Annotated in this window: 24 protein-coding genes; 13 read left to right on the top strand and 11 right to left on the bottom strand. The window is 65.2% G+C overall.

Annotated elements, in window-relative coordinates; translation table 11 throughout:
• Positions 1-138: 138 nt before the first annotated feature.
• Both SAHL_RS04030 and SAHL_RS04025 read right to left on the bottom strand, forming a co-directional pair.
• Positions 139-1,323, bottom strand: coding sequence for a glycosyltransferase family 2 protein (locus SAHL_RS04030; RefSeq protein ID WP_184947321.1), 1,185 nt, complete (start codon positions 1,321-1,323; stop codon positions 139-141).
• A 39-nt stretch (positions 1,324-1,362) separates the two neighbouring features.
• Positions 1,363-2,574: a glycosyltransferase family 2 protein gene (locus SAHL_RS04025; protein ID WP_123590115.1), complete on the bottom strand. Its 1,212-nt coding sequence runs from the start codon at positions 2,572-2,574 to the stop codon at positions 1,363-1,365.
• A gap of 248 nt (positions 2,575-2,822) precedes the next feature.
• Here SAHL_RS04025 and SAHL_RS04020 point away from each other — a divergent pair, with 248 nt between their 5' ends.
• From SAHL_RS04020 to galE, 6 genes are all read left to right on the top strand, one after another.
• Positions 2,823-4,313 carry a lipopolysaccharide biosynthesis protein gene (locus SAHL_RS04020; RefSeq protein ID WP_123590114.1) on the top strand — a complete coding sequence of 497 codons (1,491 nt, stop codon included), beginning with the start codon at positions 2,823-2,825 and terminating at the stop codon, positions 4,311-4,313.
• A gap of 472 nt (positions 4,314-4,785) precedes the next feature.
• Positions 4,786-5,469, top strand: a complete 684-nt coding sequence (locus tag SAHL_RS04015) for a phosphatidylserine decarboxylase (RefSeq protein ID WP_123590113.1) — start codon at positions 4,786-4,788, stop codon at positions 5,467-5,469.
• A 5-nt stretch (positions 5,470-5,474) separates the two neighbouring features.
• Positions 5,475-5,666 carry a hypothetical protein gene (locus SAHL_RS04010; RefSeq protein WP_184947318.1) on the top strand — a complete coding sequence of 64 codons (192 nt, stop codon included), beginning with the start codon at positions 5,475-5,477 and terminating at the stop codon, positions 5,664-5,666.
• Positions 5,667-5,747: 81 nt separating this feature from the next.
• On the top strand, positions 5,748-6,569 hold the full coding sequence (locus tag SAHL_RS04005) for a hypothetical protein (protein WP_148045472.1): 822 nt from the start codon (positions 5,748-5,750) through the stop codon (positions 6,567-6,569).
• Between the two features lie 217 nt (positions 6,570-6,786).
• Positions 6,787-7,638, top strand: a complete 852-nt coding sequence (locus SAHL_RS04000) for a sulfotransferase family protein (RefSeq protein ID WP_123590110.1) — start codon at positions 6,787-6,789, stop codon at positions 7,636-7,638.
• Positions 7,639-7,865: 227 nt separating this feature from the next.
• The gene (galE, locus tag SAHL_RS03995; protein WP_123590146.1) at positions 7,866-8,882 is read left to right on the top strand and encodes a UDP-glucose 4-epimerase GalE; all 1,017 of its coding nucleotides are present in this window, start codon (positions 7,866-7,868) and stop codon (positions 8,880-8,882) included.
• Between the two features lie 80 nt (positions 8,883-8,962).
• On the opposite strand, the gene SAHL_RS03990 is transcribed toward galE, so the two are convergent.
• A complete protein-coding gene (locus SAHL_RS03990; protein WP_123590145.1) occupies positions 8,963-10,189 on the bottom strand; it encodes an HD-GYP domain-containing protein in 1,227 nt (408 codons plus the stop codon).
• Positions 10,190-10,435: 246 nt separating this feature from the next.
• On the opposite strand from SAHL_RS03990, the gene SAHL_RS03985 reads away from it, so the two are divergent.
• Together SAHL_RS03985 and SAHL_RS03980 are read left to right on the top strand one after the other, a co-directional pair.
• Complete coding sequence (locus tag SAHL_RS03985; RefSeq protein ID WP_123590109.1) at positions 10,436-12,139, top strand: L-lactate permease; 1,704 nt, start codon at positions 10,436-10,438, stop codon at positions 12,137-12,139.
• A gap of 124 nt (positions 12,140-12,263) precedes the next feature.
• Positions 12,264-12,671 carry a heme-binding protein gene (locus SAHL_RS03980; RefSeq protein ID WP_123590108.1) on the top strand — a complete coding sequence of 136 codons (408 nt, stop codon included), beginning with the start codon at positions 12,264-12,266 and terminating at the stop codon, positions 12,669-12,671.
• A 52-nt stretch (positions 12,672-12,723) separates the two neighbouring features.
• On the opposite strand, the gene SAHL_RS03975 is transcribed toward SAHL_RS03980, so the two are convergent.
• From SAHL_RS03975 to SAHL_RS03945, 7 genes are all read right to left on the bottom strand, one after another.
• A complete protein-coding gene (locus SAHL_RS03975) occupies positions 12,724-13,899 on the bottom strand; it encodes a sulfotransferase family protein (RefSeq protein WP_245968382.1) in 1,176 nt (391 codons plus the stop codon).
• The gene (locus tag SAHL_RS03970; RefSeq protein ID WP_123590106.1) at positions 13,896-14,615 is read right to left on the bottom strand and encodes a hypothetical protein; all 720 of its coding nucleotides are present in this window, start codon (positions 14,613-14,615) and stop codon (positions 13,896-13,898) included. The genes SAHL_RS03975 and SAHL_RS03970 overlap by 4 nt, the downstream gene beginning before the upstream one ends.
• A 76-nt stretch (positions 14,616-14,691) precedes the next feature.
• The gene (locus tag SAHL_RS03965) at positions 14,692-14,994 is read right to left on the bottom strand and encodes a hypothetical protein (protein WP_221177823.1); all 303 of its coding nucleotides are present in this window, start codon (positions 14,992-14,994) and stop codon (positions 14,692-14,694) included.
• Between the two features lie 10 nt (positions 14,995-15,004).
• Positions 15,005-16,336 carry an arylsulfotransferase family protein gene (locus SAHL_RS03960; protein ID WP_123590105.1) on the bottom strand — a complete coding sequence of 444 codons (1,332 nt, stop codon included), beginning with the start codon at positions 16,334-16,336 and terminating at the stop codon, positions 15,005-15,007.
• Positions 16,337-16,548: 212 nt separating this feature from the next.
• Positions 16,549-17,226, bottom strand: a complete 678-nt coding sequence (locus SAHL_RS03955) for a 7-cyano-7-deazaguanine/7-aminomethyl-7-deazaguanine transporter (RefSeq protein WP_123590104.1) — start codon at positions 17,224-17,226, stop codon at positions 16,549-16,551.
• Positions 17,227-17,334: 108 nt separating this feature from the next.
• A complete protein-coding gene (locus tag SAHL_RS03950) occupies positions 17,335-18,621 on the bottom strand; it encodes an ABC1 kinase family protein (protein ID WP_184947314.1) in 1,287 nt (428 codons plus the stop codon).
• The gene (locus SAHL_RS03945) at positions 18,608-20,020 is read right to left on the bottom strand and encodes an SDR family NAD(P)-dependent oxidoreductase (RefSeq protein WP_184947311.1); all 1,413 of its coding nucleotides are present in this window, start codon (positions 20,018-20,020) and stop codon (positions 18,608-18,610) included. The genes SAHL_RS03950 and SAHL_RS03945 overlap by 14 nt, the downstream gene beginning before the upstream one ends.
• A 123-nt stretch (positions 20,021-20,143) precedes the next feature.
• Here SAHL_RS03945 and SAHL_RS03940 point away from each other — a divergent pair, with 123 nt between their 5' ends.
• From SAHL_RS03940 to SAHL_RS03920, 5 genes are all read left to right on the top strand, one after another.
• The gene (locus SAHL_RS03940; protein ID WP_123590102.1) at positions 20,144-21,148 is read left to right on the top strand and encodes a helix-turn-helix transcriptional regulator; all 1,005 of its coding nucleotides are present in this window, start codon (positions 20,144-20,146) and stop codon (positions 21,146-21,148) included.
• Positions 21,149-21,225: 77 nt separating this feature from the next.
• Positions 21,226-21,900, top strand: a complete 675-nt coding sequence (locus SAHL_RS03935) for a hypothetical protein (RefSeq protein ID WP_123590101.1) — start codon at positions 21,226-21,228, stop codon at positions 21,898-21,900.
• Between the two features lie 29 nt (positions 21,901-21,929).
• The gene (locus SAHL_RS03930) at positions 21,930-22,481 is read left to right on the top strand and encodes a SprT family zinc-dependent metalloprotease (protein ID WP_123590100.1); all 552 of its coding nucleotides are present in this window, start codon (positions 21,930-21,932) and stop codon (positions 22,479-22,481) included.
• Complete coding sequence (locus tag SAHL_RS03925) at positions 22,478-22,795, top strand: winged helix-turn-helix domain-containing protein (RefSeq protein ID WP_123590099.1); 318 nt, start codon at positions 22,478-22,480, stop codon at positions 22,793-22,795. The genes SAHL_RS03930 and SAHL_RS03925 overlap by 4 nt, the downstream gene beginning before the upstream one ends.
• A 123-nt stretch (positions 22,796-22,918) precedes the next feature.
• Positions 22,919-23,356 (top strand): restriction endonuclease, encoded by a 438-nt coding sequence (locus SAHL_RS03920; RefSeq protein WP_123590098.1) that lies wholly within the window; start codon positions 22,919-22,921, stop codon positions 23,354-23,356.
• A gap of 33 nt (positions 23,357-23,389) precedes the next feature.
• On the opposite strand, the gene SAHL_RS03915 is transcribed toward SAHL_RS03920, so the two are convergent.
• The gene (locus SAHL_RS03915; protein WP_123590097.1) at positions 23,390-24,289 is read right to left on the bottom strand and encodes an ATP-binding protein; all 900 of its coding nucleotides are present in this window, start codon (positions 24,287-24,289) and stop codon (positions 23,390-23,392) included.
• Between the last annotated feature and the right edge of the window lie 165 nt (positions 24,290-24,454).

Below are 24,454 nucleotides of genomic sequence, written 5' to 3'. Positions count from 1 at the left end.
GGGCCCGGCTTGGCCTCGGCCGTCGGATGAGCAAAAGGCAGGGCGCGGCCGCATGGTGCCCGAAATGCCTTTCGCGAAGTTGTGAAAACCGGCGGCGTGGTTCAGACCGAATTCTATTTGCAAGATCGGTGATATAGATCACCGACTATTCCGTCTCTTGGTAGAGGCGCGCTGGACTGCGCCGACCGGCATACCCGCGATCAGGAGGCTCAATCGCTGGATGATACGAGCCACATTGATCATCTCGCCTGCGTGCCATTCGCGATGTGCGGTCCAGTAGAGGCCTCGGACCATGGCTGTCAGCGCGGCGCGGTCAAATCCCGTGCCGCCGCCGAGTCTGTAGAAGAACGTCGATGGCTTGGGAAGCGTCATATCCTCGATCTGGGTCATGCGCGCGATGAGTTCTCTCTCGCGCACCGTAAGCGGCCGGCTCCCACGCAGCGCATTCCACATCAGGAAATCATTCAGCGCTTCCTGGTATAGATTGTTGGAAGCCATGATCAGGCCTCTCTGGAGCGTGGCCTGTCGATGGAGCAGGGGTGTCAGCTGTCTCCCGGCTTGTTGTAGCGGCAAGTAGTCGCCGAGCGTTAGTTCGTCGTAAAGCCGGGAAAATATCTGTCGGCGGTAGCGCGCCCAGACCAAAGCACGTTCGGATTCGTCATGTCGATCGGCTCCGGCGCCACGCTCGCCGGCGTGGATTCGAAGCGCAAAAGTCGGCTGCTTCAAGTGTCCTGCCCGATACTGGTGTGCAAGCCGGAGAATCATGTCGTGATCCTGGGAGCGGCGCAGACTTTCGTCGAACGGTCCGACGGCCGTCAGGCACGCCTTGGGAATGAGCATGCCCTGCAGCATCGTGTGCATCGATTCCATCGTGCGGATGAAGAACTCATCCGATGGAATATCCGGTAGTTCAGGTACGGGCTGTGAATCGATGGCGCGCATCGAGAACTCACCACTGAACACGTATTTCGGGCTGTAGGTGAAATCGCATTCCGGATGGGCCCGGAGAAAAGACAGGTGTTGCTCCAGCGCCTCGGGCAGGGCGATGTCGTCGTCGTCGAATATCAGCACGTAATCGCAGTGAATGTCTTCGAGACCGCGGTTGAGCGCGCTCGCCTTGCCGCCGTTGGCCTGCGCCAGCAGACGAACGCGATCGCCGAAGGAGTGCACGATCTCGGCGGTATTGTCGGTGGCGCCGTCGCTTACCACGAGGATGTCATCGGGCAGGCGTGTCTGGTTGCAGAGGCTAGTAAGAGCCTGCTCCAGATAATCGGCTCGGTTATAGGTGGCGATGAGCACCGCCACCGTCGGTTCGGAAGGCATGACGGGTCGTTGAGTCGGCTTCATGAGTGCGCGCTTGTGCTATTTCTGATGACAGGCGCCCAGGGCGAGGAACGCCAGGCGCTGTAGGGACATGCGAAGGCTGTGTGGATCCCGCCTGCGCCAGAGGTCACGGCGAGCGCTCCAGTACAGGCCGCGCAGCAGCGGCGGCGCGATGGCCGGGTGTCTGCGGCATCGATGCCCGACCGCCCGATAATAGACCGTCGGTAGTGCGAGATCGGGCGCTTGCAGATAGGTGAGTTTCGAGATGAGCATCTGTTCCGCCCCGCTGGTCGCACGCTGATCGTCATCGCGTAGACGCAGATATGTATCGAGATCCGCCAGCGCGAGTTGATGCAGGCCGTGGATTGCCATGATGACACCGCGCTGCAGATAGCCGTAGCGCTCGATTGCCCGGGGCTCCGTGACCAGGGTGGCGGCAATATCCGTAGGCACATATTCGGCGATGTCGACACTTGCTCTGAGTTTCGTGAACACATGTTGCTTGTGCGCAGTCCATGCGGCGTAGCGTTCGTCGGCGTTGTGGCTATCGAAGCCTGGTCCACGCCGGCCCGAATGTTCACGAAGCGCCCAGAGCGCGTGCGGGATGCGGCGGGGCCGGAAACGACGTGCCAGACGCATCACCATGTCCCGATCCTGACTGCGGGTGAGCTCGACGTCGAACAGGCCGGTTCGTTCAAGACAGGCGCGGCGGATCAACATGCCCTGCATCGGCGTCGGCAGGAAGGGCGATTCCATTATCCAGTTGAAGAAACGGGGCGCGGATACGTCCGGAAGCGTCTTGACCGGTGTCCTGTCGACGGCGTCCGGGGACGTCGTATCGTCGAATACGTGATGCAGACAGTAGGTGAAGTCGACCTCGGGATGTGCGTCCAGTACCTCCATGTGAGTCGCCAGATTATTCGCCAACATGATGTCGTCATCGTCGAAGATGCAGACGTTGTGACTCCGGCTTTGGGGAATGGCGCAGTTCAATGCGGACGATTTGCCGCCGTTGCGCTGGGTTATGACGCGGATGCGGTCGCCGTAACGACGCAGCACGGCGGCCGTATCGTCGGTGGAGCCGTCATTGACCACGATCAGTTCGTCGGCGGGTCGGGTCTGGGCGAGTACGCTGTCGAGCGTCTCGCCAATGAGATGAGATCGGTTGTAGGTGGCGATAATGACCGCAATGCCGGGCGTGTCGTGTTGCGCCCCGTCAACGGCGGATCCGTTCTGCCTTCCTGTAACCATTGCTCTGGCTCCTGTTGCGCGTCAGCAACGGGCGCTTTAGTGGAACGGGTCCGTAGCGGCGTACGGTGATCATCGATGGCCGAGTCGTCAGCCGCCGGCGGCAGCGGCCTTGGTATCGCGTATTATAAGGCGCTTCGATTGGCCGCAGGCTGCGCCGGGGGCACGCGTTGCTTGCGATATCCTCGTAGAATACCGCGCTCGCGCGTGCCGCGTGGCACGTTCGTCATTGCCGATACAAGACGCGCCGAATGAAAAAAGCCAGTACCGAAAAGGGGAGTGGGGCGATGCCCTCCATTCGCCGCTCGCTCGTGCTCTCGTTCGCGCAGAAGTACACGACTCTGCTGATCTCGTTGCCGACCATCATGGTGCTGAGTCGCCTGCTCACACCCGCGCAGGTTGGCGTGTATTCCGTAGCCGTCGCGTTCGTGAATATCGTCCAGATGCTGCGCGACTTCGGCACCTCCGAGTATCTGGTTCAGGTGCGCGAGCTTGACGACGCGACGGCGCGATCGGCGTTCACCGTCACCTTCGTGATCGCCTGGGCCTTGGGCGTCGCTCTTTTCCTGTGCAGTCCGTTGATCGCCTCTTTCTTTAACGAGGAAGGGCTGCGGCTGGTGCTGGAAGTGATGAGCATCAACTTTTTCCTGTTGCCATTCGGTTCGACCATCAACGCGTTGTTGATGCGTTCGATGCAGTTCGGCATCCGCTACCGGATCGCCACGACCGCGCAGCTCGCCCAGAGCGCGGTGACGTTGACCTTGGCGTGGCTCGGTTACGGCTACATGAGTCCTGCGTGGGGTTCGGTGGCCGGTATGGTGGTCAACGTTCTGGGTTGTCTGAGCTGGGGCCGCGACTATCGAATCCGTGGTGTGGGCCTGGCCCACTGGCGACCCGTGGCCAGTTTCGGCGTTCAGAAGACGTTCGGCAGCATCGTCAACCGCGTCGGCATGAGTGCGCCGGATTTCATCATCGGCCGCATGCTCGGTTTCGCCGAGGCCGGGCTCTTCAGTCGTGGCAACGGGCTCGTGCGCATGTTCCGCGAGAACATTATCGGGGCGATCGGCAGCGTGGCCTTCTCCGCGTTCTCGCAACGGCATCGCGACGACGAGAGACCCGGGGATCTTTTCCTCAAGTCGATCACCTTCGTGACCTGTATAAGCTGGCCGTTCTTCGCATTTTCGGCGCTCATGGCATTCCCCGTGATGCGAATCATGTTCGGCGACCAGTGGGATGCCACCGTTCCGATCCTGCAGTTTCTTGCCATTGCGGGGCTGATCAATACAAGTCTTTCGCACAATAGCGAGCTGTTGACCGCCACGGGCCGAATCGGCGTGGCAACGACCCGCATCACTGTCCTGCAATCGGTTCGGGTCGCCGCGATGATCGCTGCCGCGTTCTACAGCTTGAATGCGGTCGCCGCGGTCCAGGTTCCGGTGGCGTTGTTCGGATTCGTCTACACGGCGAATGCCCTGGTTCGATATTCGGGGATCACCTGGCGTGACCTGTTCCGTGCCCTGGCACCGACGATCCCGGTCACGATCGCGACAATGATCATTCCGGCCCTGGTGTATCTGCTCGATACGCCATCCGGTGATAATCTCTGGTCGCCGCTGCTCGGCAGTATGGCGGGTGCGGCGTTCGGGTGGCTGTTGGGAATCTGGCTCGCCAAGCATCCGGTCTGGTTCGAACTCCGTGATTTTCTGTCGGTCCGGCTCAATGCGCGATTAGGTCGAGCTTAGTCGTGCCTTGTCGGGGCGATCGTCGATGCGAGCGCTGATGAACAGGGCGTGACGCCGGCCTTGGTTCGGCAGAGATGGCTTGAACCGTTGTAGGCAATCTGATGCCAGCGGCGCATAATGCTGGCGTTTGAGGCCCCGGGTGTTTCTGCTGAACGCTGCAAACGCTCGTGGCCTGCAGGTAGGAACGAGAGGTTTCGTGAGGCCGTGACGCTGAACGGCATGGTGCGACTGTGCTGGCACGCGGTCCTGGATTATCGAGCATCCGGCTGTTGCTGCTCGCAACGAGCGTTTCTGTTGCAGCAATGCGGTCACGCCGTCCCGGTGTTCCGCGCCAGGGCGGGCGGCCTAATCTGCCGGCGAAGGCGCCATCGGTGCCTGCCGCAGAGCTGTGCGCTATGCGGGGCCCGTTGTGGAATGGAGCCAGTGCCCGGGGCATGACTGGCGGCCGATTTGAATTGGAGATTGTGGGCATTTGATTTTATTGATTCAGATCCTGGTGCTCGGCGCGTTGGCTTTGGCGCTCACGCAGTGGTTGCGCCACCTGCCTTATCCATCGCCTCTGGTGCGCCCATTGCTACCGTCGCGGCAGCGTTGGCCCGAGCTACAGATTCGGGAATGGCTGGAAACGACACGTTTCCATCCCGGTTACCTGCGTTTTTTCTACCGCGATCCGCCACGGATGCTGCCCGAAGAGAGCGGCATAATCGCGCCGGCGGACGGCCTGGTCACCAGTTACGATGCGCGCGCCGGTGTGCGTTATATCGTGATCGCGCTGTCTTTCTGGGACATGCACGTGCAGCGCAGTCCGCTGGACGGACGCGTGACGGACGTGACGCCGAGTGGCGATGCGCATATGGATGGAGAGGGGCGAGATTTCGCGTTTCTGCGAGACAAGTATTGCCCGGTCCAGACCCGTATCGCCTTGGAGACCGACATCGGCCCCGTCGCGATCCGGTTGATCACCAGCGTGGCCGCGCGGCGGATCGAGACCTGGGTCCAGTCCGGTGACCAGATCCGGCGCGGACAGCGCGTGGGGCGGATTCTTCTGGGCAGCACCGTCGTGCTTGAAGTGCCGGAGGAATATGTCTGTACGCGTGAACTCGGTAGCCACGTACGCGCCGGCGAAACGATCCTGGCTGCGAAGGCGATTGGGTGATCATGATGGATTGGTTCTGGCACGACGGGCACTTGAGCTGGCCGCTCTTCGCCGTCCTTGTTTACACGTCTCTGATCGTCCTTGGCGGCGATCTGGTGTGGCGGACGACCTCGGGCTCGACACGGAAACTCGCGCTGCTGGTGGCGTTGGTCTGGCTGCTTGGTGTGGTGTGCATATACGGATTGGCCGTTTTCTGACCCATCAGGCCTGGGGCAGGTGCGATGAAACCTGCGGTGCATCGACTGGCACATCCGGTCACCATCAAACGGGAGTGAGCGATGACCAGGTCGAACCGTATGGCGAGGGCGTCGGCTCGAACAAGCCGGCCGCCTCTGCGTTTCGATCTGCGGACGTTGCCGCGATTGATGTATCTGGCCACGCTCTGCCTCACGGTGATGGGGGCCGGGATCGTCGCCGCAAAGATGCTGTATCGTCCGGATGGCGTCTACGGGCTGTATGCGTTGGTGGATCTGAACGGCGACTCGAGCGTGCCGACCTGGTATGCCGCATTCACATTACTGCTTTGTGCGGGTTTGCTTGCGCTGCACGGGCATTACAGTCGCCAACGCGGGGATGCAAACGCGTTCCACTGGCGCCTCCTCGCATGGGTCTTCGCCTTGATGTCCGTGGACGAAGTCGCGCGGATACACGAAGTCGTCGGCTCCTTTCTGGGCGCCCAGATCAAGCCGGCGGTGGGCGAACTGAATGGGTTCTTTCATTTCGACTGGGTGGCCGCGGGCGTGGTATTCACGCTCATCGTTGCGTTGTTCTACATACCGTTCTTGCTGCGGTTGCCGCGCCGGGTCGCGGGCGGCCTGATGCTGGCCGGGGCCATTTTCGTCGGCGGCGCTTTGGTCGTCGAAATTTTCAATGCCAGAACCCAATATCTATTCGATGTGCACAGCGTCTACTATCAAATGGGGACCGTCGTCGAGGAATGCCTGGAGATGCTCGGAGTCGCGGTATTCGCCGATGTCCTCATTCGTCATCTCGCGGATTACACCAAAAACACTGATATAGAAGTGTTGTTTACGATTTCGGATTTCGACGGCCCGGGTGATTCACGACAAGCTGAAGACCGAGACGTTCGTGGTGAGTAGCCTTGGGCACGCTGCGTTCGATACGCATGTGTCCTGTAGCCGTCGAGCTACCCGACGGCCTCGCTATCCGATGAGTGCGGCCCTGGTGGCATGACGTACCGAGTTGCAATAGGGTTCGACTTCGAAAAATTCTGTCATTAGTGCCGATTGGTGGAATTGTTCCGTCTTTGCGCCTGGCTATGCGGTGGATTCCCTAGCGTTCAACATATGGAAGTACATGACGATCGCAACCAAAATCTCGAGCTTTACGACGCGTCTAGAGCACCTGTCACGACCGCGTATCAAGCGAATTCGCCAGCGCTTAGTCCGCCCGTTCAATGGCGATGCGCCGAAGCTGAATCTTTTCGTCGCGGGCGCACAGCGTTCGGGCACCAACATGGTCATGGATCTGCTCGAACGCTCTGCACAGACGGAGGTATTCCACGAGCGCGATCCGCGTGCTTTTGACAACTATGAGTTGCGGAGCGATGACGTCATTGAAAGCCTGGCACGGCGTTCACCGGCGCCGAAGGTCGTATTCAAAGCGTTGTGTGAGTCGCAGGACGTCGGCCGGCTGATACAGCGTTTTGCGCCGGCACAGGCGATATGGGTCTATCGAGACTATGAAGCCACGGTGCGTTCCCACGTTCGCAAGTGGACGGGCATGCCCTCGACGATGCGTATCATCGTCGAGGAGGGCGGTACCGATGGCTGGCGAGGCCGTGGGATGTCGGCTGAAACTCGAGAATTTATCGAAGGCTGCTACCACGACGACCTCAATAACGAATCCGCTTGTGCATTGTTCTGGTATATGCGCAACGTTCTATTCTTCGAACAGGCCCTGGAGCAAGACAGTCGGTGCCGCTTGGTTTCGTACAACAGACTCATGACTGAAACGAAAGCCAGCGCACGGGACATCTTCGATTTTGCTGGATTGCGCTTTCATCCCGGCTATTGTCGATTCGTGACGCCCGACCGTGCCGCCACTCGCGAGACAGATGCGTTACCCATCGATAGCCGTATACGCGAGGCATGCGACAATCTGCTTCTGCGGCTGGAGGCATCGCTCGTGCCATTGCGCGGCGATTAGGGCGATGAATTTCCGCTATCCCCGGCGGCGAGTTCGGGCACGGGCTTTTCGGATTTTCAGTATTACGGTTCTTGGCTCGGATGCAGGTGGACGAAGCCTTTGAACGGTGTTGCGCCGACATTCGGTTGCGACATGCCCGCGAAAAGGATCGGCTGACGACACTTTAGAATGCCGAGCCTCGGCCACGGACCAACGAACGATATCTCCGGATGACCGGACGGATGCATATGACGATTCTTCTCACCGGTGGTGCCGGCTTCATCGGCTCGCATACGGCTCTCGTGTTGCTCGAGGCGGGTCACGAGGTCGTGGTGTATGACAATCTATCCAATGCGTTCCGGGAGTCGCTCCTGCGGGTGGAGGCGCTGGCGGGGCGGTCGCTGGCGTTCGTTGAAGGCGATATTCGGGATACGGCCCGCCTGCGCGACACGCTGACGGGCCACGGTGTCGATGCCGTGATTCATTTCGCCGGCCTCAAGGCGGTCGGTGAAAGCGCGAGTCGGCCGGTCGCCTACTATGAGAACAACGTGGGCGGAACGCTGTCCCTGTGCAATGCCATGGACGCCGCGGGCGTGAAGACGCTCGTGTTCAGCTCCTCGGCGACCGTTTATGCGGAGTCGGGCACGATGCCGCTGGCCGAGTCGGCGCCGACCGGCCGCCCGACCAATCCCTACGGCAGTTCCAAGCTGATGATCGAGTGGCTGCTCGAGGATCTGCAGCGTGCCGATCCGGCGTGGTCCGTGGCACTGCTGCGCTATTTCAACCCGGGCGGCGCGCACGAGAGTGGAAAGATCGGGGAGGATCCGAATGGTCTGCCCAACAATCTGCTGCCGTTCATTACTCAGGTCGCGGTCGGTCGCCTCGAATCGCTATCCGTTTACGGCAACGACTATCCGACGGCGGACGGGACCGGCGTGCGCGACTATATTCACGTCATGGATCTGGCGGCGGGGCACCTGGACGCCCTGCGCGTGATCGCGGACACCCGCGGCCTGTACACCTGGAATCTCGGTACCGGCCGCGGGTACTCGGTGCTGGAAGTCATCGAATCCTTCGAGCGGGTGACCGGCACGACCGTGCCCTATGCCATCGCGCCCCGGCGCGCCGGGGATTTGGCCGAGTGCTGGGCGGACGCGAGCCGCGCGAACGACGAACTGGGTTGGCGGGCAACGCGCGGGCTGGACGACATCCTGGCCGACGCCTGGCGGTGGCAGCGCCGCAACCCGGCGGGCTACCGCGGCTGACCGGGCCGGGGCCCGATCTCGACGGGTGACGGCGTCGCCGATTGCGCGTCTTCGCGTGGCGTTGCCGGGTCCGCGGTGGCTCAGTGCATCTCCTCCGCATAATCGTCGACATCGATATCGTAGGTGCCCGGCTGCAGCACCCGGGCGATACGGAAGCTCGGAAATCGTGACAGATCGCGCACCCGCTGCGGATAGTAGCGGCGCTTACGGTGGTCGAGGACGATAAGCACGACCGGCTCATCCGCGCCGACCGAATCCGGCAGGATGAGCCCCACCTCGCCGGTATTGAGCTCCACGACGCTGCCGGGTGGATGCACGCCCATGGTCTGTTCGAACACGCGCAGCATACGGCCGTTGAATTCACGGTCATCGGTGCCGTGCATCAGCGTGAGCGCTTCGGCGGGCGTGCGGCCCTTCTGATAGACGCGGTCGCTGGTAACCGCGTCGTAGACATCCGCGATGGCCACGATCTGGGTATAGGTGGATAGTTGGGCCCCGGCCAGGCCGTTCGGATAACCACTGCCGTCGAGGCGTTCGTGATGGGACAGTACGATCTCAAGGCTGGCCGGCGTGAGATCGGGCGAGTCGCGCAGCATGTCCACACCGTATTCCGGATGTCTGCGCATGAGTGCGAATTCCTCATCGGTCAGCCGACCGGGCTTGTTGAGGATCGCCAGCGGGATGCGGATCTTGCCGACATCGCGCAGCAGGGCGCCGACACCCATCTCCTGGACATCGGCTTCGTCCAGATCGAGTGCCGAGGCCAGCGTGATCGAGAGCATGCAGACGTTCAGGCTGTGCAGCGCGGTGTAGGCGTCGCGGTTCTTGAGCTGCGTGAACCAGAGCAGGGCGTCCGGATGACGCGCCACGCTGTCGATCATCTCTGCGACGACCTCCCGCGCGCCGCGCACGTCGACCGTACGTCCGGATTCGATGTCCGCATGCACGGTCGTGATCAGGTCCCGCGCCTGCTCGCGCAGCATGCGCGCCCGCGGTAGCTCCTCGCGAAAACCGCGCGGCGTGCGCTCGCGTATCGCGTTATCACTGCTCGACTCACGGCCCGCGTACGCGCCCCTGAAAGTCGAGCGGCGGGCGTCTTCAGCGCCTGGCTGCGTCGGCTCGTCCAGTGTCGCCGGGCTGACATAGACATGTCGGCACAGCGCGCGCAGACGCTCGATTTCGTCGGCCGTGTCGACGCGCATGCCCTGGAAGGCGAAATCGGTCTCGGTCCACGGCCGATCCAGCGCCTCGACATACATGCCGGCGCGTAGCTCTTCGACCGCTATTTTTCTTCCATAACGTGACATCGCCACCTCGCCGCATGCCCGCTCGCCGCCCCGGCATGATTATGAGGCAGGTGCGTCCGCTGTGCGCACCTCGTTGGCATGGCGGGTAAAAAAATCGCGAGCGGGGTGGACCAAAGCCGCATTGTCGACGGTCGACCTTTCATGATTAGCTTACGCAACCTCTGGCTGAGGTCATTCAATCATCTGCGTCGGCGTGCCGGAGGAGGCAGTCGGCCGAGCCAATTCGGGATCCACAGGGAAGACGCTATGACTTCAATCTTGATGTCGCTTCTGGCATTCACACCGCTAGTGCTGGCCGGTGTGATGCTGATCGGCTTTCGAATGCAGGCACGCACGGCCATGCCGGTCGTGTTCATCGTGACCGTACTGATCGCACTCCTGGCGTGGGACATGACGTTCACGCGCGTGGTGGCCTCCAGTCTTCAGGGGCTGATGCTCACGATATCGATCCTCTGGATCATCTTCGGTGCTATCCTGCTGTTGAACACGCTCAAGCATTCGGGGGGTATCGCGGCGATTCGCAACGGCTTTTCCGGAATCAGCCCGGATCGGCGCATTCAGGCGATCATCGTGGCGTGGCTGTTCGGCTGCTTCATCGAGGGGGCTTCGGGTTTCGGCACGCCGGCGGCGGTCGCCGCGCCCCTCATGGTCGCGCTCGGTTTTCCCGCGCTGGCCGCCGTCGTGGTGGGCATGATGATCCAGTCCACGCCGGTGTCCTTCGGCGCGGTCGGCACGCCGATCATCGTGGGTGTCAGCGGTGGCCTGCACAAATCGGGCATCACCGAGGAGCTTGCGGCCAACGGTTCATCCTGGGATGCCTACTTCCAGCTCATCACCTCGCAGGTGGCGATCACGCACGCGATCTGCGGCTTCCTCATGCCGTTGATCATGGTGACCGTGATGGCGCGCTTCTTCGGTGAGCGCAAATCCTGGGGCGACGGGATGGCCGTGGCGCCGTTCGCGCTGTTCGCCGGGGTGAGTTTCGTGGTGCCCTACGCCCTGGCCGGCGTATTCCTCGGACCCGAGTTCCCGTCGATGATCGGCGCCATGGTGGGCCTGGCGATCGTCGTGCCGGCGGCGCGGCGCGGTTTTCTGATTCCGAAACAGCCCTGGGATTTCCCGCAGTCGAGCCAGTGGCCGGCGGAATGGGTCGGCAACATGGAGATCAAGGCCGATCACGTGGCCGGGCGTACGCCGCTCACGCCGCCCATGGGCTGGGCGCCGTACGTGCTGCTGGCCATTCTGCTGGTCATCTCGCGCACGATCGAACCGATCACCGACGCGCTCAAATCGGTCGCGATCAGCTGGAGTGACATCCTGGGGCAGACCGACGTCTCGGGTTCGTTCGAGCCGTTGTACCTGCCCGGCGGCATCATCTGCATCGCCGTGCTCATCACGTTCTTCCTGCATCGGATGCGCGCGAGTGCCATGGGCGCCGCGTTCAAGGAGTCGACCAACACGATTCTGGGTGCCGGCTTCGTGCTGATCTTCACGATCCCGATGGTGCGCATCCTGATCAACTCGGGTACGAACGAGTCCGATCTGGAGTCGATGCCGGTGGCCATGGCGCAGCTCGTCGCCGACGGCGTGGGCCATATCTACCCGCTGTTCGCGCCGGCCGTGGGTGCGCTGGGTGCGTTCATCGCCGGTTCCAACACGGTCTCGAACCTCATGCTGTCGGACTTCCAGTTCAACGTGGCCGCCACACTCGGCCTGTCGACCGCGATGATGGTCGCTCTGCAGGCTGTCGGCGCGGCTGCCGGCAACATGATCGCCATCCACAACGTGGTGGCGGCTTCGGCGACGGTCGGACTGCTGGGCCGTGAAGGCACGACCATGCGCAAGACGATCCTGCCGACGCTCTACTACTGCCTGTTGAGCGGCATCATCGGCCTGATCGCCTTCTACGGCATCGGTGTGGTCGATGGCCTGATGGCCGGCGGCGGATAACCGCCACTCCTTAGTATCCGGCGTTGACGGCGGCCCTCGCGGCCGCCGTTTTTCGTTCGTGAAACCGGTTCGGCCTTCGGTAGAATGCAGGTCGTTCCAGACACCGATTCCAAGGACTGTTCCCATGCAAGACAAGACCGTGCTCTCGCTCGCCGACGCCGAACGCATCCTCGATGCGGCCCAGAAAGAAGCCGAAAGCCAGGGCTGGAAGGTGGCCATCGCCGTAGTCGACGACGGCGGTCACGCGCTGGCCCTGCGGCGCCTGGACGGCTGTGCGCCGATGGGGGCCTACGTCGCGACCGAAAAGGCGCGCAGCGCGGCGCTCGGCGGCAAGGAAACCCAGGCGTTCGAGGACATGATCAACGGCGGCCGCGCGGCCTTCCTGTCGGTGCCCGAACTCAAGGCCACCATGACCGGCGGCGTGCCGGTCATGGTCGGCGGTGGGCTGGCCGGCGCCGTCGGCGTCTCCGGCGTCAAGCCGGAGCAGGACGCCCAGACGGCCAAGGCCGGCGTCGCCGCGATCTCGGACTGACCGAGGCCGCCTCGGTTTTCGGGCCTGGCAGGCCGGGGCGGCGCTCGCCGGGCTAGCGTTGCGTGTCCGCCGTATCCGTGCCGTAACCGAAACGTGCGGCGACCGGGGCCGTGAAGTCCCGGATCGTCGCGTATTCCGCGTCGCTGAAGCCGGGGCGATAGTAGCCCGGTAGCCGCAGGCGCGCCGCCGCGCGTGAAAGCTCGTCGTCGCTGATGTCCAGCGCGCAGTGTGCGTGCACGTGGCGCAGCGTGGCTTCGGCGTCGCCGCACAGATCCTCGTAGCGGACCACCAGACAGGCGTCGCGCAGTGCGGCGTCGGCGTCGAGTTGATCGGCCAGCGCGCCGTAGACCGTGGCCCAGTAGTGCGCCCAGCCCGCGACCTCGTGGCCGTCCGCCCAAAGCTGGCGTATGCGTTCGGCTGCCGCATCGTCCCCGGTATGAATCGCGCGTCGGTCGAGGCCGAACTCGAAATGGCCGACGCGACGCATGTGCTCGAGTGCCCGCGGATGGGCGGTCTCGCCCGCTTCGAACAGGGTCTGCTGCTTGATCAGCGAGGCGATGTGCCAGACCGGATCGCGGACCAGCACGATGAAGCGTGCATCGGGGAAAAGCGTCTGCAGGTAGGCCAGCCGCATCAGGTTGTAGTTGCCTTTCGAGGCATAGCGGCGGGCGCCGCGAATCGCCAGCAGCTTGCGGATGTGCTCGCGGTAGAAGCGCTCGAATTCGGGATTCGAACTCGTGCGATCGAGCACGTTGCTCCGCTGCGGGTCGTGGATGGCGTCGAAGAACGCCATCCAGACGACTTCCTCGAATGCCTCCGGGCTGCGCGACGTCACGGCGATGCCGTCGCCATGCGCCCGCTCGGCCGCGGTTTCGGCGCGCTGCGGCACCCGCGCGAGCCAGCGATGCCAGAGCCAGGGGATCATCACCGGCGGGAAGTCGCGGTATTGGTGGGTGCCCACGGCGGGGTGTGCCGCCAGCGTCTCGAGGACGATCGTGGTGCCGGCCCGGGCGATGCCGGCGATATAGATCGGCCGGTCGACCGATATCCGCGCGATGGCCTCGCCCGCGACACGGGTGTCGAAATTGCCGAGCCGGATCGCAGCCCGCGGATGACGATGCTGCCAGCCGCCGAGGCGATGCATCCAGGTCGGTACGGCGAACCCGGCAACCGCGCTTTCGTCGGGACGGGATCGGGGCGTGCGCGTTGTATCCGGTCGCGTGTTCATTCGATTTTCGCCCATCGGTAGATGGCCAGCGAGACGATGAACATCACCGGAATGAAGATCGCCAGCCAGCCGCGCATCCAGTCGGGGCCGAACGACAGATAGTGCCGCTCCGGCAGGTGGATGCGAATCTGCTCCACGGCGGCGTCGTCCGGCAGATAGCCGAGTGGATTGGCCGCCAGCCAGTGCCACCAGGGTTGTTTGGTGACCACGCCCACCGGCGCGATCATGGTGATATCGGCGACCGTCTCGCCGTTTCGGGTCACGCGCACATGCGGCGGCTCATCGGCGGCTTGCCATTCGCCGGTGAAGCCCTCCGCGGGCGTGATGATGATCGCCGGTGCCTGGCCGGGTTCGGGCAGCGCCTGGCCGTAATGCGTCTCGGCCCAGAGCAGCAGGCACAATAAAGGCAAAATGGCCAGCATCGTGCCCGGAACCACGAGGCCGACATGACGGAACGCGCTCGCGAACTGATCGCGGATCAAGGGCCCGGCATCGGCGAAATCGCCGTCGAAGGCGTTCAGCCGCTGGCGTGCCGCCTTCGCCCGGCGCTTGGCTTCGCCGATGCGAGCCTGCGGCGAGAGCATTTTGTAGAGCAGCATGGTTCCGATCGCGCCGATCGCGGCCCAGACCGCGAGGCGGACCGCGGCCGGCAGTACGCCTGCCATGCCGGCGTCGACGAAATTGAACAAGGGCGCGGGCAGATTGAACAGCCCCATCGGTATCTCCGAGTATGTCGGGCACGCGCCGCGTCGCCGTTTTGACCGTGGCGCGCGCTGGCGCGGCCCGATGTCGTTACGAGTGGTGCGACGACTTCGAACGGTCGTGCGGCTCCGCGCCGGGGGCCGTATCGTCGGGCCTCGACTGGCGTTCGGCCGTCTCCCGTCGGCGCTGCATCATGCGCCGCAGCGGCCAGAGGACGACGAACAGCAGCGCGGCGCCGATGGCTGCGATCACCCCCCAGAGCGCACCGAGCAGGCTCAGCCCGGCGCCAGGGCCGACATAGGCCTGCGCCGCCAGCGGCGCGAGCATGATGGCGAGGGTGAGCGGGGCGCGTAGATATCTGACGTGCTTGCCGTGGGAACGATTCTGATCCATGACATGCCTCCTAGGGAGTGTTGAGTCGGGCACGGAAGGCCGGGTCGAGCGCGTCGGGCTTGATGCGCTGGCCGGATGAAACCACCGGTATGTACTGATCCCGATCCCCCTCCCGGACCGGATTGACGAATTCCCAGACGATCTCGCCCTCGGGGGTCACCTCGAACAGCCGGCCGCCGTCGGATTCGGTGACCAGATGATTGCCGTTGGGCAGAATCGTGTTCGCGCCGCGCAGCCGGCTTTCGAAGGGTTGATCGCGGGTGCCCTGATAGCGCCATGCGATTTCATCGTTGCCCGGATCGACCTCGAGCAGGCGGGTGGTATTGCCCGGCTCGAAGTTGCCGATGTTGTCGAATAGCGTGAAGTTGCCGTTCGGCAGGGCGCGAGCGAAGTGCTGGCCCAGCCACGAGCCGCGTGTCGCCCAGGTCATCTGCCCGCTGTCCAGATCCACGAGCCCCGGCGCGCCGGGATGACGGAAGGACAGCAGCACCTGGTTGCCGCGACCCTTGGCCGGGCCGAAGCGGTCGGCCAGACCCTGGTCGATGTACTGCACGCTGTTGGTGTGCAGCGGGTCCTCGACCGCGAAGCTGGGAATCGCGGTCACCAGCGGCCGAAAGCGGGAGTCGTAGAACGCGTCGAACAGCGAGATCCTGCGCTGCTCCTCGCCGGTGTCGCCGTCGAGGACGACCAGGAAATCGTTCAGCCACGGTCGGGCCAGCGTCGGGAAATCGGGGAATTCGCGGTAGCTGAACTCGTGCGTCAGGGTGATCACGCGGCCGTCCGGCGCGATGTCGATATCGTGATGAGTCGCGCCCTTGTAGCGCCAGATCACGTTGGAATCGGCATCGAGCCTGACGAGGCCGTAGCCCCAGGGCGTGTCGCCGGCGGCGATGTACATCGCCAGCAGATCGCCGTCGGGGTACATGATGGCCTTGCGCCAGTAGATCAGGTCGTCGGACCGGGCCGCCCGGCCGCTCGGGTTCGTGTCCCAGACCTGGCTGAACGGTAGCGCCCAGCGATGCACTTCGCGCCCGTCCATGTCGATCAGCGAGGCGTAGGCGCCGCCGCCCGAGGTGTATAGCGTGTAGCCGTTATAGGCGCGTTCGGGATCGTGGATGGTCGTGCCGCGCTCGGTCGTGCGGGCGAGGCGCCACTGGTCGGTCTGCGTGTAGCGATCATCGATCGCGCCTTGGGCGATCAGCGCGTGGGCCGCCTTGTAGGCGTCGTTGATGTGCTGATAGGGGAATACTTGCGTCAGCACGATCAGCGTGCCGCCGATAAACGCCAGGAAAAGGCACGCCAGAAAGAACCCAGCGAATCCGACGCGATCGATTGTATTCATGCTGCGACCCGTTCCGGGTCCCCCACAAGCCGACGCCGATGGTTCGGCGTCAGTGCGCTCGGCCTTACAGAGACACGATCATACGATAAAAGTTTCGATCGCGTAGTGGTGGCGACAAGAAAAGATTACGGGGCGCCAGCGCCGCTATCCAGGCTGTGCCGCGGATCGATACGCCCCGGGCCGCGTTGCCGAAGTGCCCCTAACCCCGGCCCTCAACGCGGTAGTGCCAAAGCGCTCGGGCCGCGATCGTCGGTCCAGGCGAGGATGCGGCGGGCCAGCACGCGCAGCAGAACGCCGTACAACGGCACGAACAACCCCAGGCTGATGACGAGCTTGAACGCATAGTCGACGCAGGCGATCTCGAACCAGTGCTCGGCCATGAAGGGGTTGCGGCTGCCCATGAAGGCGATCGAGAAGAACAGCAGCGTGTCCAGCATGTTGCCGAACACGGTGGAGGCGGCCGGGGCGACCCACCAGCGTTTGAGCCGGCGCAGACGGCTGAATACGACGATATCCAGGAGTTGCCCGTACAGATAGGCGGCGAAGCTGGCGATGGCGATGCGGGCCACGGGGACGTCGAATACGGTGAGCGCCGCCCAGCCCGCGAAACGCGCGTCCACGAACAGCACCGACAGCAGATACGACACCGCCAGGGCGGGCAGCATCACCCAGAAGATGATGCGGCGGGCGAGCCCGGCGCCGAACAGGCGAACGGTGAGGTCGGTCGCGAGGAATATGAACGGGAAGGTGAACGCGCCCCAGGTGGTGTGGAAACCGGCCAGCGTGAACGGCAGCTGCACGAGGTAATTGCTGGAGGCGATCACCGCAACGTGAAACGCCGCCACCACGGCGAGAACGCGCCGCGCCTGACGTGTGGACAGATCGAGCATGACGGGCCTTTTTTCTGGCGGGGTGAGGGAACCCGCATCGCCGCGCGAGCCGCGCCGAGCGATACAGCATGAACCGGCGAAAGTATAACAATCCGCCGGCGGGTCCGATCAGGCGTCGGCGTCGTCCGGCGGATCGTAGGCGCCCGCCGCGATCGCCTCCAGCTCGGCGATCAGCGGGGCCTGGCCCTTCATGCTGCGCAGGATCCAGTACAGACCGCTGAGGGTGCGCATCAGAAAGACCAGCTCCGGTGCGGCGTTGAAGCGTTTCCAGTGACGCAGCGACTCGCGGATCTCGGCGTGGATCGACTGGATCAACCCGTCGTCGTCGAAGACATAGTCGGGCTGGGCGCGCAGCGGTTCGAGCGTGGCCTCGGCATGCCGTCGATAGATCTCGGCGTAGGTGCGGCCGTGGTCCGCCCAGCTGTCCGCCGGGACCACGCCGAGACGCTCCAGGGCGTCGTGCACGCCGTGCCAGTCCGCGATCAGGGCGGCAGCGACCACATCGCGCAGCGCGTCGCGGGTCGCCCGGTCGAAGTATTTCACGCAGCCGAAATCGAACAGGGCGATGCGTTCGTCGTCGGTCACGCCGAAATTGCCGGGGTGCGGGTCGGCGTGCAGGGCGCCGAAGGTGAACACCTGGCGGCAGATCGACGACACCACGGCCGCGCCCAGCCTCGGCGGCGCTTCGGCGATCGGACGCGACGCCACGTGCGTTGTCACGAGCACCGCCTCGGTACACAGCTCGGATACCGGTTCGGGCAGCACGTAGCCCGGCAGCGTCATCGCCCGAAGCGTCTGAAGATTGGCGAGCTCGTGGCGGTAATCGGTCTCCTCGATGAAGCGCAGCCGCAGTTCCTCGAGCACGGCGTCGATGTCGCTGCCGCGCACGGGCAGAAAACGCGAGAGCTTGAGCAGGCGGGCGAGGTTGTCGATGTCGGCGTCGACCGCGTCGGCCACGCCGGGGTAGCGAATCTTGACGACGACGTCGCGGTCGTCGTCCAGCCGGCCGCGGTGGACCTGGCCGATCGACGCCGCGGCGATGGCCTCGGTGTCGATCTCGACCAGGCGGGCGCGCTGGGCTTCGCTCCAGGTCGCATCCAGCACCGGGGTGAGTCGCGCGTAGTCCCAAGGCTCGGCGTTGCGCTGCAGGCGCGAGAGCTGATCGACCAGCTGTTCCGGCAGGAAGTCGCGATACTGCGACGCGATCTGGCCGAGCTTCATCGCCGCGCCCTTGAGCGAGCCCAGCGTGTCGTACCAGTCCTGGCCGGTCTTCTGCCAGCTGCGGGCACGATCGTAGCCGGGCATCGTATGCAGCATGCTGCGGCCGAGCGTGCGTACGCCGGCGCCGAACATGCGCCGGCGCCGACGGCGTTGTTCGCTGTTATCCGACGCCATGGCCGTCCATTCCGGTGGCGTTGCGCAGCCAGCCGTGGAGTTGCTGGGCCTCGCTCGGCCGTACTCGCGTGTTGGGCAACACGGCCGTGGGATGCGGCCGGCGGTCGAAGAAGAACTCGCCATTGATTCGACCCGCGGCCCGCGATGCCCCCAGCCACACGGCGGTATCCGCGCCCATTCGGGCATCCCGCAGGAAGCGGCCCAGCGCGCGGTTGAAGCCCGGCAGCGACTGGGCCACGCCTGCGGTCGCGACCCAGCCGGGATGCATGGCGTTGAAGGTCACGCCGGTCTCGGCGTAGCGCCGTGCCCAGTGTCGGGTCAGCGCGACCAGGCCGCGCTTGGCGCGGGCGTAGGCCTTGGTCCCGTCGAAGCGGCCCTCGGCGAAATTCAGGTCCGCCAGGACCAGCGGCTGAAGATACATGCCGCCGCTGGACATGTTCACCACGCGGCCGCGGGCCGCGCCGAGCGCCGGCATCAGGCCCTCCGTCAGCACGAACGGCGCGACCAGGTTGATCGCGAGCGTGCGCTCGAAGCCGTCCGCCGTGGTCGCGCGTTCGACGAACAGGGCGCCCGCGTTGTTGACGAGCACGTCGATGCGCGGATGCGCGGCCACGAGTGCGTCCGCGGCCGCGCGGGTCTGGGCGAGATCCAGCAGATCGGCTTCGACGGTGGTCACGCGCTCGGCCGCGCAGCCGGCGAAATCGCGCACGCGCGTCGCGGCCGCCGCCAGACGCTGCGCGTCCCGGCCCACGATCACCGTGGTCGCGCCCAGGCGGGCGTACTCCGCGGCGATGGCTTCGCCGATCCCACCGGTGGCGCCGGTGACCACCACCACGCGGTCGTCCATGAACTCGCTGTGGGCCTTGTCGTCCAGCGCCAGATAACCGCGTTCGGTGAAGCTCGGTGCGGCGGCGATCAAGCTGCGGTCGGCGATGTAGTCTCGCCACCCCTGGCGCGGCGGGGTCGTGTCGATTTCGAGCGCGTCGCGCAGACCCGCGAGCGCCGCCCCGGTCATGCGCTCGACCAGCGCCCGGGCGGCCGGCTTAGACCAGCCGAGCAGGCCCGTCAGCGTGAAGTCGGCCCGGTATTCGACGGTCGTCGCATCGCCATCGGCGACCAGTTCGATCCGCTCCTCGGAGACCATGCCGGCACCGGTGCCGCAGAGCACGATGGCCGTGCCGGGCGCCAGGGATTCGATGCGATAGCGTAGCTCGCGCCGACGGCCGAACAGCGAGACCGTGACGTCGAATTCGGTGCCGACGCCGGGCGCGCCGGGGGTGCGCTTGGCGGCCCGGTAGACCGCGGGGTCCCATTGCTCGCTGGTCGAAAAATCAACGAGATAGCGATAACAGTCGGCGACGCCGCGGGCGACGCGGATACTCTTCCGGATACGGATCATGGGGACAGGCGTGTGTCGTGTACCCAGTATGACACCAGTTTGTGCAGTGCAGTGCCCGGCTGCAAGGCGCGTTTTTCGGCAGGCGGTTCGGCGCCGCGCTGCAGGCTGGTTACACTGGCGGACATGAATGTGTTCGACCGCATCTACGCGCTGCATCGCCAGCTGGCCGGCGCGCGCCGGCCGATCCCGAAGGCCACGCTGGAAGAGCGCCTCGAATGCTCGCCGGCCACGGTCAAGCGCATCATCCGCGACATGCGGCTGTATCTCGATGCGCCGATCGAATACGACCGCGAGTATAACGGCTACTACTACGCGCTGGCCGACGGCGCCTCGCCGGACGCGCATTTCGAACTGCCGGGGCTGTGGTTCAACGCTTCCGAGCTGGTCTCGCTGCTGGCCATGGATCAGCTGCTGGAGACCGTTCAGCCCGGTCTGCTCGCCGCCGATCTCGACCCGATCCGCAAGCGCCTCGAGCGGATTCTGGAAAGCCGGGCCATGGGCACCGGCGAACTGGCGCGCCGGACCCGCATCCTGCGCGCCAGCGCCCGCCGGCCCGGCGCCGCCTTCGCGGACGTCGCGGGGGCGCTGGCGATGCGGCGCCGGCTGGATATCCGCTATCACGGCCGCGCCCGCGACACCGAGAGCCGGCGCACCGTCTCACCCCAGCGGCTCGTCTACTATCGCGACAACTGGTATCTGGACGCCTGGTGCCACGACGCCGAGGGCCTTCGCAGCTTCTCGCTGGACCGGATCCGTCGGGCGGAGATCACGGAGGCGACGGCGATCGACATGGACGCCGCGGCGCTGGACCGCGAACTGGGCAGCGGCTACGGCATCATCTCCGGCGCGGCCACGCAGATCGCCGTGGTCCGGTTCTCGGCCCGCGCGGCCCGCTGGGTGGCCGACGAACAGTGGCATCCGGATCAGAGCGGCCACTGGCACGACGACGGCGGCTACGAGCTGCGCGTGCCGTATGCGGCCGCCGAGGAACTGCTGCAGGACGTGCTCGCCTATGGTCCGGAGGCCGAGATCATCGCGCCTGCGGCGCTGCGCGAAGCCGCCGCCGATCGGCTGCGGCGCGCCGCGGTGCGCTATGCCGATACGGCGGTGAATATCGAAAAATTGTAGATTCATACAGCGGCGGGTCGCCGATTGACCCACCGCCGCGGCCACCCTGTGCTCGACGCCAACACAGGGAGTCGAGCATGACCACATCGAATACCGCCGGCACGCTGATTCACCCCGCCCACGGCACGCTGTACCGGGCGGCCCGCGACGAACGCCGTCGTCTGGCCCGCGCGCTGTCGATCGAGGCGGACTGGCGCTTCCACGACGGCCCCGAGTGGGCGGCGCGCTACTGGGCCGCCTTCGGCGACCTGCGCCGCGACCGCGCCAGCGCGCCGGAAATGCGCATGGCCGCCGCCCAGGCCGAACGCGAGCACTGGTCGACACTGACGGCGACCGAGGCCGCCGTGGCCCGCGACAGTTTCCGTGCGCTGCTCGCGCTGCTGCATCCGCGGGTGGTGCCGCAGGCCGCCGCCGCGGACGGCGACGGTCTCTGGCCCCGCGCGATGGCGGCCTATCGCCACGGCGACCGCGAAACGCTGGCCCGGCTGCTGCCCGAGGCCCGACCGCTGGCGCGTCACGCGCGCCTGCCGCAGGCCGTGGTGGCCCTGCGCCGGGAGCATGACCGGCTGCGCGCGGCGCGTGAACACGCGGACCGGCGTCTGGCCGAGCTCAGCCAGCAGTTTCCCTTCTGTCTGCGCGACCGGCTGGCGGATGCCGACTGGATTCGTCGGCAGCGCCTGGCCCTGCGGCAGGCGCTCGCACTGACGGCCGCGCCGCAGTCTGGGGTGGTCCCGCGCAAACGGGTATCCTGAGGCGCCCGCCCACGAAGCCAACGGTACGCATGGCCGGAGCCGAACAGCAGCGACTCGATCTCGACGACGACGATCCGCAGGCCCGAGCCGTCGAGGCCACCGCGCACTGGATCATGCGAGCGCGCGAGATCACCGGCGCCAGCGCCGCGCGGCTGCCGGTACCGGCGGTGCGTTTCGATCTGCGCGGCCGGGCCGCGGGCCAGGCGATTCTCGCGCGTCGCCGCGGCGACTGCGCCATCCGCATCAACGCCGCGCTGCTGGCCTCCCACCCGAGCGAGATGCTCGCCGAGACCGTGCCCCACGAGGTGGCGCACGTCGTGATCCATCGGCTGTGCGGCCGTCGCGCAAAGCCGCATGGCGCGGAATGGAAAGCGCTCATGCGAGCCTTCGGCGTCGAGCCGGCGCCGTGCCATACGCTGCCCGCCGAGCCGACACGGCGGCTGACGCGTCATCGCTATCGATGTCGCTGCGATGAACCCGCCTGGTTGACCAGTATCCGCCACAAGCGGGCGCAGGCGGGCACGACCTACCTGTGCCGCCGGTGCGGTGAGACGCTCGTCGCCGCGCCCGAGGCCGGCTGAGCGATCCCGATTTTCAGACGGTCCTGCGGCCCCTGTTGGTTCCTCTGTCCGATGAACGGATTCATGCCAACTACGAGACGCTCGCCGCACGCGCCGGGCATTTCGAACTTTCGGAAGACGAAAGGGCGGCAATGCTGCCGAGCGGTCAGCAGTCGGTATTCGTGAATCGTGTGGTGCGGGCCCAGGTGCATCTCAAGGCGTGGGGCGGCCTGATCGATTTGCCGGCGCGCGCCGGCTATCGCATCACGCCGGCGGGCCGGGCGGCCTCGTCGAGGAAAAGAACGAATCGATCTTGGATACCGCAAGCGCTTTGAGCCGTATCGGCACTTCCGCGGGCCGAGTGAAAGAAACAGCCGTCGACGAACCAAAACGGAAAACGGCGACGCTGTAGCCGAGTCAACGACCCGTGCGATTAGATCGAGCAGCGCGATCCACGCATGCGAGACGCGCTCGAAGTCGAACTTCTGGACAAAGTGCTGGCTGGCTCGCCGGCCCTTTTCGAACGGCTGGTCGTCGAGCTGCTGGTCGCGATGGGCTACGGCGGCTCGCGCCGCAGCGCCGGTCAGACGTTCGGCCAGTCGGGTGACGGTCGCGTGGACGGCGTGATCAAGGAGGATCGGCTCGCGCGGGACGCGATCCATGTCCAGGCCAAGCGCTGGTCGAGCGTGGTGGGGCGGCCCGAGATACAGAAGTTCGCTGGCGCCCTGCAGGGCAGACGCGTACGCAAGGGCGTCTTGATCACCGCTTCGGATTTCAGCGGTGAAGCGCGGGCGTACGCCGGGGCGATCGATACGCGGATCATCCTCGTGAACGGCGCGGAACGGGCCGGCTACATGATCGATTTCGGCGTTTGTGTGGCGCGCGTCGCGACCTGAAGGTCAGCGACTCAATCACGACGACTTCGAATTCTAGAGTGCGTCGTCGGCTGAAAATCGCCCCGCCCAGTCGCGGGCGAACTGTTCTGCGGTGCGCCCGGAACGATTGCCCCGCGCCAGCGCCCACTGCAGCGCTTCGCGCTCCCAGGGCTGGTCGATGCCGACTTCGGCTTCGATGCCGTGGGCGGCGAGATGGCGGGCCGCGATCGCCAGGTAATGGCTCTGATCAAAGGGGTAGAACGATAGCCACAGCCCGAATCGTTCGGACAGCGAGATCTTTTCCTCCACCGCCTCGCCGTGATGGATTTCGCCACTGGCCGCGTCGACCGTGCGCGAGGCCTGATTCTCGGACTGGTACTCCGGCAACAGGTGGCGTCGATTGGACGTCGCGTAGATCAGGACGTTCTCGGGGGCTGCGGCCAGCGACCCGTCGAGCACGGCCTTGAGCGCCTTGTAGCTGCCGTCGCCCGCTTCGAACGATAGATCGTCGGAGAAGACGAGAAAGCGCTCGCTGCGCCCGGCCAGCGTGGCCACGAGGTCGGGCAGATCGACCAGCCGGTGGGCCGGCACCTCGACGATGCGCAGGCCGTCGTCGGCGAATTCGGGCAGCAGCGCACGCACGAGCGACGATTTGCCGGTCCCGCGCGAGCCCCAGAGCAGGGCGTTGTTGGCGGGCCGGCCGGCGACGAACTGGCGCGTGTTCGCGAGCAGCCGCGCCTTCTGGCGGTCGATACCGTGCAGCCGGTCGAGTGGCATCGTGGCCGGCGCGGGAATCGCCTGCAGGCGGCCGTCGTCGCGCCAGCGGAACGCGCGCGCGGACCAGTCGATATCACCGCCGACCGCGCGCCGTTCGTCGGCGAGCCGGGCTTCGTCGATATCGGCCAGCCGGGTCAGCTGGGTGAGTATTCGTTCCAGGGTGTCTGTATTCTGCATCCGGCCAGTCTAGCCAATGCAGCGCCGGCCATGAAGCGCCGATCGTCTTGCTCCGGCGTGGTGACGGCATATGCCCGGGCTGTTGCAGCGTGAGGCGCGTGCGGTCGCCGAGCCTCGACGGTAGCCGGGCGTCGGCCATCGCCAGCCGGACACCGGGGCGCGATT

Source organism: Salinisphaera orenii subsp. halophila YIM 95161 (genome assembly GCF_003732545.1).
Taxonomy (GTDB): domain Bacteria; phylum Pseudomonadota; class Gammaproteobacteria; order Nevskiales; family Salinisphaeraceae; genus Salinisphaera; species Salinisphaera orenii_A.
Note: the sequence above shows the minus strand (reverse complement) of the source record. Positions and strands in the feature narration are given on the sequence as shown.